The organism is Haloprofundus salilacus (assembly GCF_020150815.1).
Taxonomy (GTDB): domain Archaea; phylum Halobacteriota; class Halobacteria; order Halobacteriales; family Haloferacaceae; genus Haloprofundus; species Haloprofundus salilacus.
Genome location: NZ_CP083723.1, coordinates 1,789,093 through 1,800,949 on the forward strand (window position 1 = coordinate 1,789,093; position 11,857 = coordinate 1,800,949).

At 65.3% G+C, this 11,857-nt stretch carries 14 protein-coding genes, 1 tRNA gene and 1 other RNA gene; 8 read left to right on the forward strand and 8 right to left on the reverse strand.

Features of this window, described 5'->3' with window-relative positions; translation table 11 throughout:
• Window positions 1-3 precede the first annotated feature (3 nt).
• Window positions 4-684: a DUF7504 family protein gene (locus tag LAQ58_RS09175; protein WP_224447147.1), complete on the reverse strand. Its 681-nt coding sequence runs from the start codon at window positions 682-684 to the stop codon at window positions 4-6.
• A 98-nt stretch (window positions 685-782) separates the two neighbouring features.
• Between LAQ58_RS09175 and LAQ58_RS09180 the strand changes: the two genes are divergently transcribed.
• Window positions 783-1,859, forward strand: a complete 1,077-nt coding sequence (locus LAQ58_RS09180) for an NADH:flavin oxidoreductase/NADH oxidase (protein WP_224447148.1) — start codon at window positions 783-785, stop codon at window positions 1,857-1,859.
• Between the two features lie 77 nt (window positions 1,860-1,936).
• Window positions 1,937-2,755 carry a DUF7547 family protein gene (locus LAQ58_RS09185; protein ID WP_224447149.1) on the forward strand — a complete coding sequence of 273 codons (819 nt, stop codon included), beginning with the start codon at window positions 1,937-1,939 and terminating at the stop codon, window positions 2,753-2,755.
• Window positions 2,756-2,921: 166 nt separating this feature from the next.
• Here LAQ58_RS09185 and LAQ58_RS09190 read toward each other — a convergent pair whose 3' ends face one another.
• On the reverse strand, window positions 2,922-3,323 hold the full coding sequence (locus tag LAQ58_RS09190) for an OB-fold domain-containing protein (RefSeq protein ID WP_224447150.1): 402 nt from the start codon (window positions 3,321-3,323) through the stop codon (window positions 2,922-2,924).
• Complete coding sequence (locus LAQ58_RS09195; protein ID WP_224447151.1) at window positions 3,320-4,474, reverse strand: thiolase family protein; 1,155 nt, start codon at window positions 4,472-4,474, stop codon at window positions 3,320-3,322. Before LAQ58_RS09195 ends, LAQ58_RS09190 begins: the two co-directional genes overlap by 4 nt.
• Window positions 4,475-4,760: 286 nt before the next feature.
• Between LAQ58_RS09195 and LAQ58_RS09200 the strand changes: the two genes are divergently transcribed.
• The 3 genes from LAQ58_RS09200 to LAQ58_RS09210 all read left to right on the forward strand — a co-directional run bounded on the left by LAQ58_RS09200 (window position 4,761) and on the right by LAQ58_RS09210 (window position 5,965).
• Window positions 4,761-5,174, forward strand: coding sequence for a DUF7548 family protein (locus LAQ58_RS09200; RefSeq protein ID WP_224447152.1), 414 nt, complete (start codon window positions 4,761-4,763; stop codon window positions 5,172-5,174).
• A 94-nt stretch (window positions 5,175-5,268) separates the two neighbouring features.
• Window positions 5,269-5,581: signal recognition particle sRNA (ffs, locus tag LAQ58_RS09205), an RNA gene on the forward strand.
• 114 nt (window positions 5,582-5,695) lie between these two features.
• The gene (locus LAQ58_RS09210) at window positions 5,696-5,965 is read left to right on the forward strand and encodes a DUF7111 family protein (protein ID WP_224447153.1); all 270 of its coding nucleotides are present in this window, start codon (window positions 5,696-5,698) and stop codon (window positions 5,963-5,965) included.
• 41 nt (window positions 5,966-6,006) lie between these two features.
• On the opposite strand, the gene LAQ58_RS09215 is transcribed toward LAQ58_RS09210, so the two are convergent.
• Complete coding sequence (locus LAQ58_RS09215; protein ID WP_224447154.1) at window positions 6,007-6,684, reverse strand: protein sorting system archaetidylserine synthase; 678 nt, start codon at window positions 6,682-6,684, stop codon at window positions 6,007-6,009.
• Window positions 6,685-6,815: 131 nt separating this feature from the next.
• Between LAQ58_RS09215 and LAQ58_RS09220 the strand changes: the two genes are divergently transcribed.
• The gene (locus LAQ58_RS09220; protein WP_224447155.1) at window positions 6,816-7,274 is read left to right on the forward strand and encodes a plastocyanin/azurin family copper-binding protein; all 459 of its coding nucleotides are present in this window, start codon (window positions 6,816-6,818) and stop codon (window positions 7,272-7,274) included.
• Window positions 7,275-7,332: 58 nt separating this feature from the next.
• Here LAQ58_RS09220 and LAQ58_RS09225 read toward each other — a convergent pair whose 3' ends face one another.
• The 4 genes from LAQ58_RS09225 to LAQ58_RS09240 are packed head-to-tail and all read right to left on the reverse strand — an operon-like array spanning window position 7,333 to window position 9,898.
• Entirely contained in the window at window positions 7,333-7,986 is a 654-nt protein-coding gene (locus LAQ58_RS09225; RefSeq protein WP_224447156.1) for a 30S ribosomal protein S3ae, read from the reverse strand.
• On the reverse strand, window positions 7,983-8,216 hold the full coding sequence (locus LAQ58_RS09230; protein WP_224447157.1) for a KEOPS complex subunit Pcc1: 234 nt from the start codon (window positions 8,214-8,216) through the stop codon (window positions 7,983-7,985). The genes LAQ58_RS09225 and LAQ58_RS09230 overlap by 4 nt, the downstream gene beginning before the upstream one ends.
• Entirely contained in the window at window positions 8,213-9,430 is a 1,218-nt protein-coding gene (locus LAQ58_RS09235) for an exonuclease RecJ (RefSeq protein WP_224447158.1), read from the reverse strand. The genes LAQ58_RS09230 and LAQ58_RS09235 overlap by 4 nt, the downstream gene beginning before the upstream one ends.
• Before the next feature lie 3 nt (window positions 9,431-9,433).
• Window positions 9,434-9,898, reverse strand: coding sequence for a 30S ribosomal protein S15 (locus LAQ58_RS09240; protein ID WP_224447159.1), 465 nt, complete (start codon window positions 9,896-9,898; stop codon window positions 9,434-9,436).
• 287 nt (window positions 9,899-10,185) lie between these two features.
• Between LAQ58_RS09240 and LAQ58_RS09245 the strand changes: the two genes are divergently transcribed.
• Window positions 10,186-10,257, forward strand: a tRNA-Ala gene (locus tag LAQ58_RS09245).
• Window positions 10,258-11,093: 836 nt separating this feature from the next.
• Window positions 11,094-11,762 carry an SOUL family heme-binding protein gene (locus LAQ58_RS09250; RefSeq protein ID WP_224447160.1) on the forward strand — a complete coding sequence of 223 codons (669 nt, stop codon included), beginning with the start codon at window positions 11,094-11,096 and terminating at the stop codon, window positions 11,760-11,762.
• Window positions 11,763-11,857: the final 95 nt, after the last annotated feature.

Genomic DNA, 11,857 nt, shown 5'->3' on the forward strand with positions numbered 1-11,857 from the left:
CGCTCAGATGGGCATCCAGTCGTTCGAGAGCGCCCGGTCGGGGAACGTCCAGCGGTGTTCCGGCGTGCCGTCGCACATCCGAAGTTCGATGACGGCATCGAACGCGTCGGCGAGTTCGTCGACGACGGGGTCGTCATTGGGAACCGACAGGTGGTAGTGCGCCATTCCTGCGACGGACTTGACTCGGCCGCCGACGACGCTGGCGAAGCGTCGAACCGACTTGACGCCGTGGTCCTCGACAAGCGGTTGCAGTGAGTCGAGACAGAGCCGCAACTCGCTGGTTTCGAGCGGACCGTTGGACTGGAAGGAGGTGATGGCGTCGCCAATAGCCCACGAGAGCGACCCGAGGTCGCCGGCTTCGACGTACTCGTGGGCGACCGGTCCGCCGAGGGTAGAGCCGGGGAGACCCTCCGTCGCCGCCGCGCCGCGAACAACCGACGACTGCGTCACGACGCGAAGCGAGTCGTCGTCTCGGGGACCGTTGCCGAGGCGTTCGTGGGTGTGGACGCCATCGGTGAAGACGAACAGTCGCTTGCGCGGTTCGGTCGTCGCGTCGCCGAGGAGGCGACGAGTGAGCGACTGCCGTGCGTCGGGTTCGGAGGACCCGACGACGAGGATGTTGCACCCCCGTCGTTTCAGCTCGGAGAGAGCTACGGTGAATGAATTTTGCCCGGGGGTTTTCATCTTTCGAAAAGAGACGATAGAGTGTACAATAAATATTGTGGGTGCCGGCACCGGGCGAAGTCGGTAGGCGTTTTGTAGATGACCTCCTACGTGTGACAATGACGGATTCGCTGTTCAGTCCGCTGACCCTTCGCGGGACGGAAATTCCGAACCGAGTGATGGTTTCGCCGATGTGTCAGTACTCCTCGCCCGACGGCGTCGCCACCGACTGGCACCGCGTCCACCTCGGGAGCCGAGCGGTCGGCGGTGCTGGTATCGTGATGACCGAAGCGACCGCGGTCTCGCCGGAGGGACGTATCTCGCCGGACGACCTCGGTATCTGGACGCAGGAGCAGGCGGACGCGCTCGCACCTATCGCGTCGTTCATCCGCTCGCAGGGAAGCCACCCTGCGATACAGTTGGCCCACGCCGGGCGGAAAGCGAGCACCAACCGCCCGTGGGACGGCGTCGGTCCCGTCTCGCCCGACGACGGCGGGTGGGAAGTGTACGGCCCGACGGACGAGGCGTGGCCGCGCGAGGAATCGTACCCGAAGACGCATGCACTTGACGGAGACGACCTCTCGGTAGTCGTCGACCAGTTCGCGGAGGCCGCGAAGCGCGCTCACCTCGCCGGATTCGAAATCGCCGAGGTCCACGCCGCGCACGGCTACCTCCTCCACGAGTTCCTCTCGCCGGTCACCAACACCCGCGAGGACGACTATGGCGGTAGTTTCGAGAACCGCACCCGACTCGTCCGTGAGGTCACGTCGGCGGTGCGCGCCGTCTGGCCCGACGACAAGCCTGTCTTCGTCCGCATCTCGGCGACCGACTGGCTCCCGGACCGCGAGTCGTGGGACCTCGAACAGTCGGTTCGTCTCGCGCCGCTGCTTCGGGAGGCGGGCGCGGACCTCGTCGACGTGAGTTCGGGCGGCATCCACCCCGACCAGCAGATTACGAACACGGGCGCGGGCTATCAGGTTCGGTTCGCCGAAGTCATCCGCGAGGACGGCGAGATGCCCGTCGGTGCCGTGGGCAAAATCACCGAACCCGAGCAGGCCGACCAGCTGATTCGGAACGAACGCGCCGACCTCGCCATCGTCGGCCGCGAGCATCTCCGCGACCCGTACTTCACGCTCCACGCCGCCGAGAAACTCGGCGTCGATGTCGACTGGCCAGTGCAGTACCGGCGCGCCTAGTCGCGGAACGGAGCAGACGCTCACCGCGCACGGAACCGGACAAAGCCTTATTCACCGCAGGCAACCAACGCAAAGCTATGAGCCGCCGCGACGACGACCTCGAAGAGCTACTCGGGGAGTTAGAGGAGACGCTGTCGGAGCTCCGAGCCGAACTCCGCGAGGAGCACACGCCCCGCCGCCGTTCCTTCGAACCGCCGACGCCGAGAGACATCCTCCGGTTCACCGAGGAGTACACCATCCCGACGGTCGTCTCGACGCTGGAGGCGACGATTCAGGCGCTCGAACTGTTCCAGCGACTGCTGCGCCTAGCCGACCCCGAGCGCGCGATTCGCGAAGAGAGCAAAAACGCCAGCGAGACGACGCTCCGCAGCGCCGACGACGTGGGGCGCGTCGCCGTCGACGGACTGGAGCGCGCGCTCACCGAACTGCAGCGTGCGCTCTCGGAGGCCGACCTGCCCGAGGACGGCGAGTCCCGCGACATCATCGAGGACGCGCGGCAACTCTCAAGAGATATCGAAGACCGTCTCGCCGACAGCCGGCGAAGCACCGATACCCGACGACGCACGCACGACGCTGAACGGCGACGCGACCGCTCGACCGGGAGGCGGACGCGGGCAGAGCGAGAGTGGGACGAACCGACGCGACGGAACGGACGCGACGACGCGTTCGACGACGGCGCGGTCCGAATCGCCGTCAGCGACGAGGAGAACGACGACTCGGACGTCAGCGATGCCGCCGATGATGCCGACGACACCGCCGACACAGCGGAGTCGGAGGGCGACGGCGACGACGCACCGGCGGTCGACATCGAGTCGGAACTGGACTCGATTCGCGACGAAGTCGAGCGGGCCGAACGCGGCGAAGAGCCGAGACCCGAAGGAAACGACGAGGAGTAGTAACTCGGCACGGAAAGAGCGAACAGACGGTGGTCGAAAGCGCACGACGGGTCACCGTACACCCGCTTCGGCCGCCGTACGCGACTCTTCAAGTCAGGGGAAGCGGTGGCCGCCTCCTCTCTGAAAAACGTTCTCGGTCAGCGAGCTAGCGGCCGGACCTGCCGAACTACCCGAGCGGCCGGAACCGGTAGCCGTCCCACTCCTGGCTCTTCTCCTCGCGGATTCCGGCGTCGGGGTCGCGGAGTTCCGCAGCGTAGACAGGTTCGACCTCGTCGCCGATCTCGACGTCGGGATGCTCGTCGTCGACGTCGAGTTGGCCGATGGCGCGCACCGGTTCGCCGTCGACGTCGAACTTGACGATGGCCAGCGAATTCGGTGCGCGGACGCCCGGGGGCGTCGCCGTGCTCGTCGTCCACGTCACGACCGTCGCGGTGTACTCGCTCAGGTCGACCGTCCCGACCGGCTCGTTCCCGTCGGGACCGATAGGGTGAGGGGGGTAAGTGATGCTGCCGTCGGCGTAGCGCGCCGCTTCCATGGGTGGAATCTCCTTCTCGGGGGTGTCGCTCATCGTTTCGCCTCCAGAATCGTCGTGATGACGCAGTTACCGAACCCGCCGACGTTGCAGGCGAGACCGGTGTCGGCATCGACCTGTCGGTCGCCCGCGTCGCGGGTGAGCTGTTTGTAAATCTCGTACACCTGCGCGACGCCCGAGGCGCCCAGGGGATGACCCTTCGATTTCAGCCCGCCGGACGTGTTGATGGGCAACTCGCCGTCGCGGTCGGTGACGCCCTCCTCAACGGCTTTCCAGCCCTCGCCCTTCTCGAAGAAGCCGAGATCCTCCGACTGGAGGAACTCGAGGATGGTGAACATGTCGTGCAGTTCGGCCACGTCGATATCGTCGGGACCGAGGTCGGCCATCTCGTAGGCGATCTCCGAGGAGTTGACGACGCCGCCCATCGTCGTCGGGTCCGCGCGCTCGTGGACGACGTGGGTGTCCGTCGCGCCGCCGATGCCCGAGACGACGGCGTACTCGTCAGTATACTCGCGCGCGACGGACTCGGGACAGAACAGCAGCGCCGCGCTCCCGTCGGTGATGGGACAGAAGTCGTAGAGACGGAGCGGGTCGGCAACGACCGGCGACTCCAACACGGTGTCGAGATCGACCACCTTTCGGAACTGCGCGTGGGGGTTGTCGACGCCGTTTCGGTGGTTCTTGACCGCGACTTTGCCGAGGCTCTCTCGCGGCGCGTCGTACTCGTGGAGGTAGAGGCGCGCGGTGAGTCCGGCGAAACTCGGGAGTGTGACGCCGTGTTTGTACTCGACGGGGTGGGTGAGAGAGGCGATGACGTCCGTCGACTCCGCCGTCGTCCGGTGGGTCATCTTCTCGCCGCCGACGAGCAGCGTCATCTCGCTCGCGCCGGAGGCGACCGACTGCCACGCGGCGTACGTACCGGCGCCGCCCGACGAGGAGGTCTGGTCGATGCGGGCGGTGTACGCGGGCATCGCCGCGAGGTCGTGGGCGAGGGCGTTCGGGACGCCGGTCTGGCCCTCGAACTCGCCGCTCGCCATGTTCGAGACGTAGAGGTGGTCTATCGCGTCCGGTGCGACGCCCGCGTCGTCGAGGCAGGCCTGGCCGGCCTCCGCGAGCAATTCGCGGATCCAGGCGTCGCGCTGCCCGAATCGGGTCATCGACGCACCGATAATCGCTACGCGTTCCATATCGGACGCGTGCGGGCCACCCGCTTACCGGTTTCCCTTCGCGGAGCCGAAACGCCGGAGCGACTCTCGGACGTGGCGTACGTTTCGCATTCGGTCTGTCTCACCGCAGCACAGGTGTCAGATATGTGTGCTTTCCCGAAGTAGTGCATTACTACTGGCGCCACGTTCGAACGCCGTGGGACGACCGCGCGCGGACGACGTAACCTGACGCCGAATCGGTACCGAGAGGGCGAACCGAAGCGCGAACATCTCAACTGTTTTAGTAGCCCGTCCGCAAGACGCTCTTATGCAGATGAAGGACGCTGTCGCCACCGCCGGCACCGTCGCCAGTCTCGTGCTCCTCGTCGTCGTCGCGATACCCTACCTCGTGGTCACGAACCCAGAGGCGCCGCTTTCAGCGTACTACACTGCGGGGTCGGTCGGGGCCAACAGCGTCGGCTTCCTCGCGGCCATCGCCGCCGTCGTCTTCCTCTCGGGGACGCGCGGTAACGCCGAGCCGGATCTCGTCGCGGGTATCGCCGTCGTTCTCGGTCTCGCGATGGTGCTGCTCTCGTTGCTGTGGGCGACAGCGATCAACTCGACGCTCCTGTTTAGCTTCCCGCCGGAGGCGGCGTGGATCGAGTACCACCGCTGGGCGGTCGTCGCGCTCTCGGCCGTCGTCGCTGTGGACGCGACGGTGTACGCGCGCGAAGTCGTCTGAGCGGCCGCGTCTCTCGTTGCGTCCGACCACAGCGCCGTCGCCGTGTTCCGCGGACGAGAGTCGAAAGGCCCTTAAGCCGGACCGGAGTAGTTCGGGGTGGACTAGGTCGGGCAGTTAGGCCCTGCTCGTAACCCGCCATAGAGTCTTTAGCGGGGACCGAACGTCGGGCGCGTCCGGTCAGACCGGTACGGGCCCCGGGAGCCAACGTAGAAACCTCGTCCTGCGGGGACAGCGGCTTCGTGTCGCTCGTCCGCAGGGGCGAACCGTCACGATTCATCGGCGGTACTGGGTCAGGCGCGGAAGCGAGCAGCCCACCGTCGGACGTGCGTCGCTCGTAGGATCGCGGGGTGGAGGAGGCAACCGGGATTCCCCGTACCGGAACGCCGGGCAACCCCGACCGTCCACATTCATACGTCATACTACCTACCCGAGAGCGACCGCGCTGCCGCTCCGATGACCGACCGCTCCTCGGCGGTTTTCACTCCGGAACCCATAGGTTCGGCTGTTCCCAACGACGAGCCATGAGCGAAGCCAGCGCCGGTGACGTCGAGGCGCGCTACTACGAGACGGACGGAGAACGCGTCGTGGAGTTTTCGCGCGAGGGACGGACAGCGGCTATCGCCCAGAACGTCGACGGCTACGCGATGCTGAAAGTTCGGCCGACCGCCGACGGCGACGAACTGGAGCGGTACTACGGCTTCGATATGGCGCTGGACCACGTCGCCGAACTGCTCGGCGTCTCGCCGTACGACCTACCGGTGCCCGACGACGCCAGCGATATGGGGATGTGAGGGCAGGTCATCCCGTAGACGCCGTCACCCCACGGACGCCGTCACCGACCCCAGTAAAAGCGCGGCGCGAGGAACAGGTACGCCAGGGCCAGAAACAGCAGACCGAAGGCGAACCCGCCGCCGACGCGGTGCGGGAACAGAATCGCCAGCGCCTGCACGACGCCCATCACGAGCGCGTCTTGGGTGTGCAAGTCGGGGTACGGAATCGTCGTCACCATCAACACGGCGAGCAGCACCGTCAGCCCGACGAGCGGGAACGGATCGGTGAAGCCGACGAGTACACCCGCGGCGAGAATCGTCGCCGCCAAGGTCGTCGGGACGCCGCGAGTCTGGTCGGAGTCGGCGTCGTAGGCGGTGTACATTCCGAGGCGCGTGACCGCCATCACGACGAACAGCGCCGACGTCGCGAACGCGACGCCGACGCGGAGCGAGTCGAGCCCCCACGCCGACACGGCCGCGGCGACGACGACCATCGCGGGGGCGACGCCGAACGACGCCACGTCGGCCAGCGAATCGAGATACGGCCCGGCGTCGGTGCCGCCGTAGCGCCGCGCGAGCACGCCGTCGAGACCGTCGGCGATGGCCGCCAGAAGGATGAGCCTCGCGGCGAGACCCGGAGAGGCACTGGCGGTCGCGACGGCGAGAAATCCCAGTCCGGCGTTGCCGACGGTGACCACGTCGGCGATGCCCAACCGTCCGACGACGAACCGGGGGTGCATATTTTCCGGGTTGCAGAGGTGCGGTATACGTCTTTACATCCGGAGTCAGCGGCGGGGGACGCGCAGAATCGAGCGACGATTTCGACGCGCGTACCACGCCGCCTTTATCCGACCGGGACCGAGGTCCAGCCATGAAGCGACGAGCGTTCCTCGCAGCGGTCGGGGCGGCCGGAGTCACGGCGCTCGCGGGCTGTGGCGGTGCGAGCGGACAAGGAGACAGCTACGATGTCGGGATGACGGCGACGGCGTTCGATCCCCCCGAGATTACCGTCTCTGCCGGCGAGGAAGTCGTTTGGCAGAACACGAGCACGCGGGACCACACGGTCACCGCATACGAGAACTCCATCCCCGAGGAGGCGGCGTACTTCGCCAGCGGCGGCTACGAGAGCGAGCAGGCCGCCCGCGACGCGTGGCGCAACGAGTTCGAGGGCGCGATAACGAACGGCGAGACCTTCTCTCACACCTTCGAGGTGCCCGGCCGATACGAGTACGTCTGCATTCCCCACGAGACGGGCGGGATGGTCGGGACGATTGTCGTCGAAAAAAGTTCGGGGTCGGGAAATCAGTCGCAGTCGAGCGACCGGTCGTAGGTCGGTCTGCGGACCGAGTCCACGAATCGAGTCCGCGAGTCGCGTCCGCGAGAGTCGATTACTCGGCGTCGGCGACGTCTTCGGCCACGTCGGACTCGTCGACGTCGACGGCGGCCTCCTCTTCGGCTTCGACCTCTTCGGGACGCGCCTCCAGCGAGAGCTTCTGAATCTCGACCCGGCGAAGCGGGTAGATGGTCTTCGCCTCGCCGTAGATCGCCGAGGAGAGTCGGCCTTCGACGACGCTGTCGATGAGCTGTTCAAAGCTCCGGTCGTCGGCGGCATCGCGGACGAGGTCGATCATGACCCGGCGAATCGCCTTCTCCTGACTGCGGTCGGCCTTCTTCGTCGTGAACGCCACGGGCTGGACCTGGACGCGGTAGTCGTCGGTCGTCAGGATGGTGATGTTCGCCTCGACTTTCGAGGCGCCGCGGCGAACCAGACTGCGCAGGTAGTCCCGCGTCAGTTCGTGCTGGATGAACTCGGTGTACGCCGAGTCCGACCCCACGTCGTTGATCTTGAACGTGAGTTTGGTGTTGTTCGCGCCGGCGTCGTCTGTAATGTCGCCGAGCGTGGTCTCGATGGTGCGTCCGTACACCATCTGCGGTTCCTCAGCGACGGTCTTTCCGAGTTCGGCCCGGTCGAACTGCTCGGGCGCGAGCACGGAGTACCATCGCTTACCTCGTTTCTGCTTGGATACTGAACGTTCGCTCATGTTGTGTGCTTACGTGCGGTGTCGATGACGGTCTCTGCGACCGTCAGGTTCACCACGTAGTCGTCGACCGTGGCCTGTAAGCCGCCGGTCGTCTCCCGCTCGATGTCGGTGACGATGCGGTTCGAATCGACCGTCGTCGTCATCGAGTCGGTGTCGTCCGGGGCGAGCGCGGCGGCGACGAGCGCCGCCTCCTCGTGCGTCGTCTCGACGCGCGCGGTTCGCGAACTCATGCGCGAAGCGCCTCCCGGAACGCCGCGGTGAACGGGTGTTGGTCTGTCGTCGATGCGTCTGGCGTGGTCGTCGCGTCCGTCTCCTCGGCGTCGAAGCGCGCTTCGCCTGCGTCTTTCCGTCCGTAGCCCGTACCGCCGACCTCGGCGGCGGCCGTCGCCATCGTCGATCCCAACGCTCGGGGTTCGACGCTCGCGGCGGCGGCGGCGCCGTCGCCGACGGCGAGGACGACCGGTTCCGGCGACCGGAAGTCGCGGACCAGTCGCGCAATCGTCGAGAGGACGCCGAGCGAATCCGACCCGAGGCCGGTTCGCACGACGACACAGTCGGCGAATCGAGCGGTGTCGGCCTCGCGCAGAACGGTGTGGGCTTCGAGCGCGTGGTTGCGCCAGGCGTCGAGCGCTGCCGTCTGTGTCGCGTCGGTAGCGTGACCGAGTGCGAACGCGACGCCGGTTCCGGGGCGCTCCCGGGCGACGGCGCAGAGCACGTCGGCGTAGCCTTCGACCGTCTCGAACGGACCATTCGGCGTCTCGTACGGACGCAGAAGGCGCTCGAGCGACTCGACCGCCCGCGGCGTCGCGTTGTCCGTCTCCGTCGCGTCGAGCGCGGCGAGGGAGGCGACGCGGCGGTGCGCGTCGGCGTCGAGTTCGGCCGGAAGGTTCGCCTCGGCGAGCGCCGCCCGCGCTGACTCCACGTCGCCGGAGTACGGCGCGTGCAGCAGCGTCGAGTGGGCGAGGCCGTCGGCGAGGTCCGCGACGGGGACGCCGACGCCGGGGCGTCGCGTCACCCCTCCGGCTTCGGCGGCCGACCGAATCGGGTCGTACTCGTCGTCTCCGAGCGAGGCTTCGCCGGCGACGACGCCCGCGAGTGCGAGCGTCGCGTCCGGCGCGTCGCCGAGTTCGCTCGCGACGCGGTACGCCGCGAGCGTCGCCGGCGACTCGTCGCCGGGAACGGCGAGTCGGGTCGCCGTCGCACCGACGGAAACGACAGTGTCACCCCGGTCGTCGGCGTCGTCGTCGACGACGCTCTCCGGATTTGCGCGGAGTTGGACGTGGAACGGAACGTCGGCGCTCCTGAGCGCACGCGCGAGGATGCCACTTGCGGCCAGCGAGTCGCCGTCGGCGCGCGCGACGACCCGGACGAACGGGGCGTCGGCGAGCGCCGCGGCGACGGCGGCGGGGGCGGTCTCGGCGTCGGCGGAGCGCGCGGTCGACATTCGTTATTCGAGGAGTTCGACGGCGACGTCGTAGCTGTAACGGAACGACGGGTCGAGCGCGTCGCCTCGGTAGTAGTTAACGAGGCGGCGAATCTTCGACTCGGTGTTCTGCAGCGCTCGGCGGTTCTGGTGGTCCTGCGGGTTGCGCTGGACGTGTCTGCGGAGTCGAACCGCGCGTTGCATCAGGTTCTTGAGGTCCTCGGGCAGGTCGTCAGACGCGTCGTTCTCCTCGAGAATCTCGGTGACCTTCTTGCCGGTCGCGAGTTTGACGTTCGGGACCGGGGTACCTTTGACGCCTTCGTCGCGCAGTTTCAGGCCGATGACGCTCGGGTCGTGGCCTTGCTCTGCGAGTTCGACGACGCGCTGTTCGATGTCGTCGGCGTCGACGTCGCTCCACTCGGGGGATTCGTCTGTCACCGGGCGGTCCGAACCGGACGAGCCGCGGCGACGGGTGTGCATTCGTGCCATAGTTCGAAATTGGAACGGCACTGACCGCAGAAAGCGTGACCGACAGCTGTCGGTGCACTTCCGCAATCCCAAGCCCGGAGAGAGAACCCGGGCGAGTCAGAGTTGCGGCCGTGCTGTTCCCACAGGTGGGTTCCCCCGTCGAACGTTAAACCGTTTCGACTCGCGACGCTCGACGCGTTCGTTTCTGCGGTCGGGACGGTCGCCCGACCGCGTGGGGGTGTGGCACACGCGCCTGTACGAGTCGAAGCCCTTATTAATCGGTCAGAGGTACGTGAGAGTGCAGACGAGGGCTCGTAGATCAGTGGTAGATCGTTCCCTTGGCAGGGGAAAGGCCGCGGGTTCAAATCCCGCCGAGTCCACTACGATTTCTTCGGCGTTAGCAACAAATGAGAGCATATGATCCTCACTAACATTCTCCTTTACAAAATTGAGAGTCTTCGAGGATGAGTTTAGGGTTGTCAAACCTCACATCAGCCCTCAGACCCATCGAAAAACCACACAACTTCCGGTACGAGTCATTATCAAAGAGAGCCTCGACAGTTCCTTGAGAGAGTCGCTTGAGGATTCAGAGGGACCTATTTAGGTTTCATAATCGGCCTCAGTCCCCGCAAGAGACCTTCTATTACCCCACTCAGGAGGTGAGTCTGAGCTATCAAGATCACAAATCGTGAAGAAGGACATTCAGCACGGATTCACAAAGATTAGCGACAGCGACCAGTACGCTCGAGTCTCTCGAATCAACGGGTAGAAAGAATACTCTGCCGAGAGCAGAAAGTAATGAAGACAAACGAGCTTGAATGGGCAAAACCGATAGACGGAAACCGATTATGAAGATTCGAGTAGGTGAAAAAGAGAGCGATAAATCAGGAGTAACGGACGGGGAATTTGGCGCCTCATAGCGTCTAGCGCTCATTTTCTATATTTGACGATATAGGTGCGGCCACTTGCAACTGGCTCAGAGTCAAGGTTCAGATAGGGTTGTACGCCTCTCTTGCGGCGTGAAAACCGATTATGAACGATACGTCGTGGGCCTGTCTGCATCGAGAAAGGCTCTCAGCCACTCCTGCGTGTTTGCCGCGATTATGAATCTCTGCAAATACTGTCAACTCAGCGTACTCACCACAGAATGTAAAGGGAGACCAGTGTCGGATACCGCCTATGCTGAGTTTTTCATTGTAGGCGGCGTACGTCAAGTATGCGACGAACGACAAAACAACTCTTAGCCGCCGCCGGTGGCGCACTTGCGCTCTGGACAGGATGGGGCGTATACTCAACCTATGACGCCGAACGTGTCCCCTACGAGACCATCGCCGAGTACGGCGACGTAGAGATACGGCAGTACCCACAGACGGTGCTCGTCGAAACGACGGCCGATGACGAGGAAATGGCGTTCCGCCGCCTCTTCCGTTACATTGGTGGGGCGAACGCCGGCGACGAGGAGGTGTCGATGAGTGCGCCCGTCACGACCGAGGCAGCCGGCGATGAGCGTTCGACGGCCGGTCCATCCCGCACCGAAGAGGGCGAGGAGATTTCGATGACCGCGCCGGTCCGCACCGACGACGAGACTGGTCGCGTGAGGATGGCGTTCTACCTTCCCTCGGAGTACACCCCCGCAACTGCGCCGACGCCGACGAATTCGCAGGTTCGCCTCGTCGTCGAACCTGCACAGACTCTCGCCGTGCGCCGATTCTCGTGGTACGCAACCGACCGTCGGGTTCGACGTCAACAGCAGAAACTCCTTGACGGGCTCGAAGATGCCGGCGTTGAGACGCTCGGCGAGCCATTCCTCTTGCAGTACAACGACCCGTACACACCGCCGTTCATGCGGCGAAACGAGGTGGCTGTCGAAGTCGAGGTCGAGTGAACTGCCTCAGGATTGAACCCCAAGACACTCACCCTGATCAGTAGAACTGGACAGAGGAAAAAATCAGAGTGAACCAGAGACTCGTGCGCCAATTC

Excerpts from the sequence above, each read along its gene's own strand:
- LAQ58_RS09220 (WP_224447155.1), top strand. The coding sequence starts at position 6,816 with ATGAAGCGACGAGCGTTCCTCGCAGCGGTCGGGGCGGCCGGAGTCACG.
- LAQ58_RS09195 (WP_224447151.1), bottom strand. The coding sequence starts at position 4,474 with ATGGAACGCGTAGCGATTATCGGTGCGTCGATGACCCGATTCGGGCAG.
- LAQ58_RS09180 (WP_224447148.1), top strand. The coding sequence starts at position 783 with ATGACGGATTCGCTGTTCAGTCCGCTGACCCTTCGCGGGACGGAAATT.
- LAQ58_RS09200 (WP_224447152.1), top strand. The coding sequence starts at position 4,761 with ATGCAGATGAAGGACGCTGTCGCCACCGCCGGCACCGTCGCCAGTCTC.
- LAQ58_RS09190 (WP_224447150.1), bottom strand. The coding sequence starts at position 3,323 with ATGAGCGACACCCCCGAGAAGGAGATTCCACCCATGGAAGCGGCGCGC.
- LAQ58_RS09230 (WP_224447157.1), bottom strand. The coding sequence starts at position 8,216 with ATGAGTTCGCGAACCGCGCGCGTCGAGACGACGCACGAGGAGGCGGCG.
- LAQ58_RS09235 (WP_224447158.1), bottom strand. The coding sequence starts at position 9,430 with ATGTCGACCGCGCGCTCCGCCGACGCCGAGACCGCCCCCGCCGCCGTC.
- LAQ58_RS09215 (WP_224447154.1), bottom strand. The coding sequence starts at position 6,684 with ATGCACCCCCGGTTCGTCGTCGGACGGTTGGGCATCGCCGACGTGGTC.
- LAQ58_RS09250 (WP_224447160.1), top strand. The coding sequence starts at position 11,094 with ATGCGACGAACGACAAAACAACTCTTAGCCGCCGCCGGTGGCGCACTT.
- LAQ58_RS09210 (WP_224447153.1), top strand. The coding sequence starts at position 5,696 with ATGAGCGAAGCCAGCGCCGGTGACGTCGAGGCGCGCTACTACGAGACG.
- LAQ58_RS09185 (WP_224447149.1), top strand. The coding sequence starts at position 1,937 with ATGAGCCGCCGCGACGACGACCTCGAAGAGCTACTCGGGGAGTTAGAG.
- LAQ58_RS09240 (WP_224447159.1), bottom strand. The coding sequence starts at position 9,898 with ATGGCACGAATGCACACCCGTCGCCGCGGCTCGTCCGGTTCGGACCGC.
- LAQ58_RS09175 (WP_224447147.1), bottom strand. The coding sequence starts at position 684 with ATGAAAACCCCCGGGCAAAATTCATTCACCGTAGCTCTCTCCGAGCTG.
- LAQ58_RS09225 (WP_224447156.1), bottom strand. The coding sequence starts at position 7,986 with ATGAGCGAACGTTCAGTATCCAAGCAGAAACGAGGTAAGCGATGGTAC.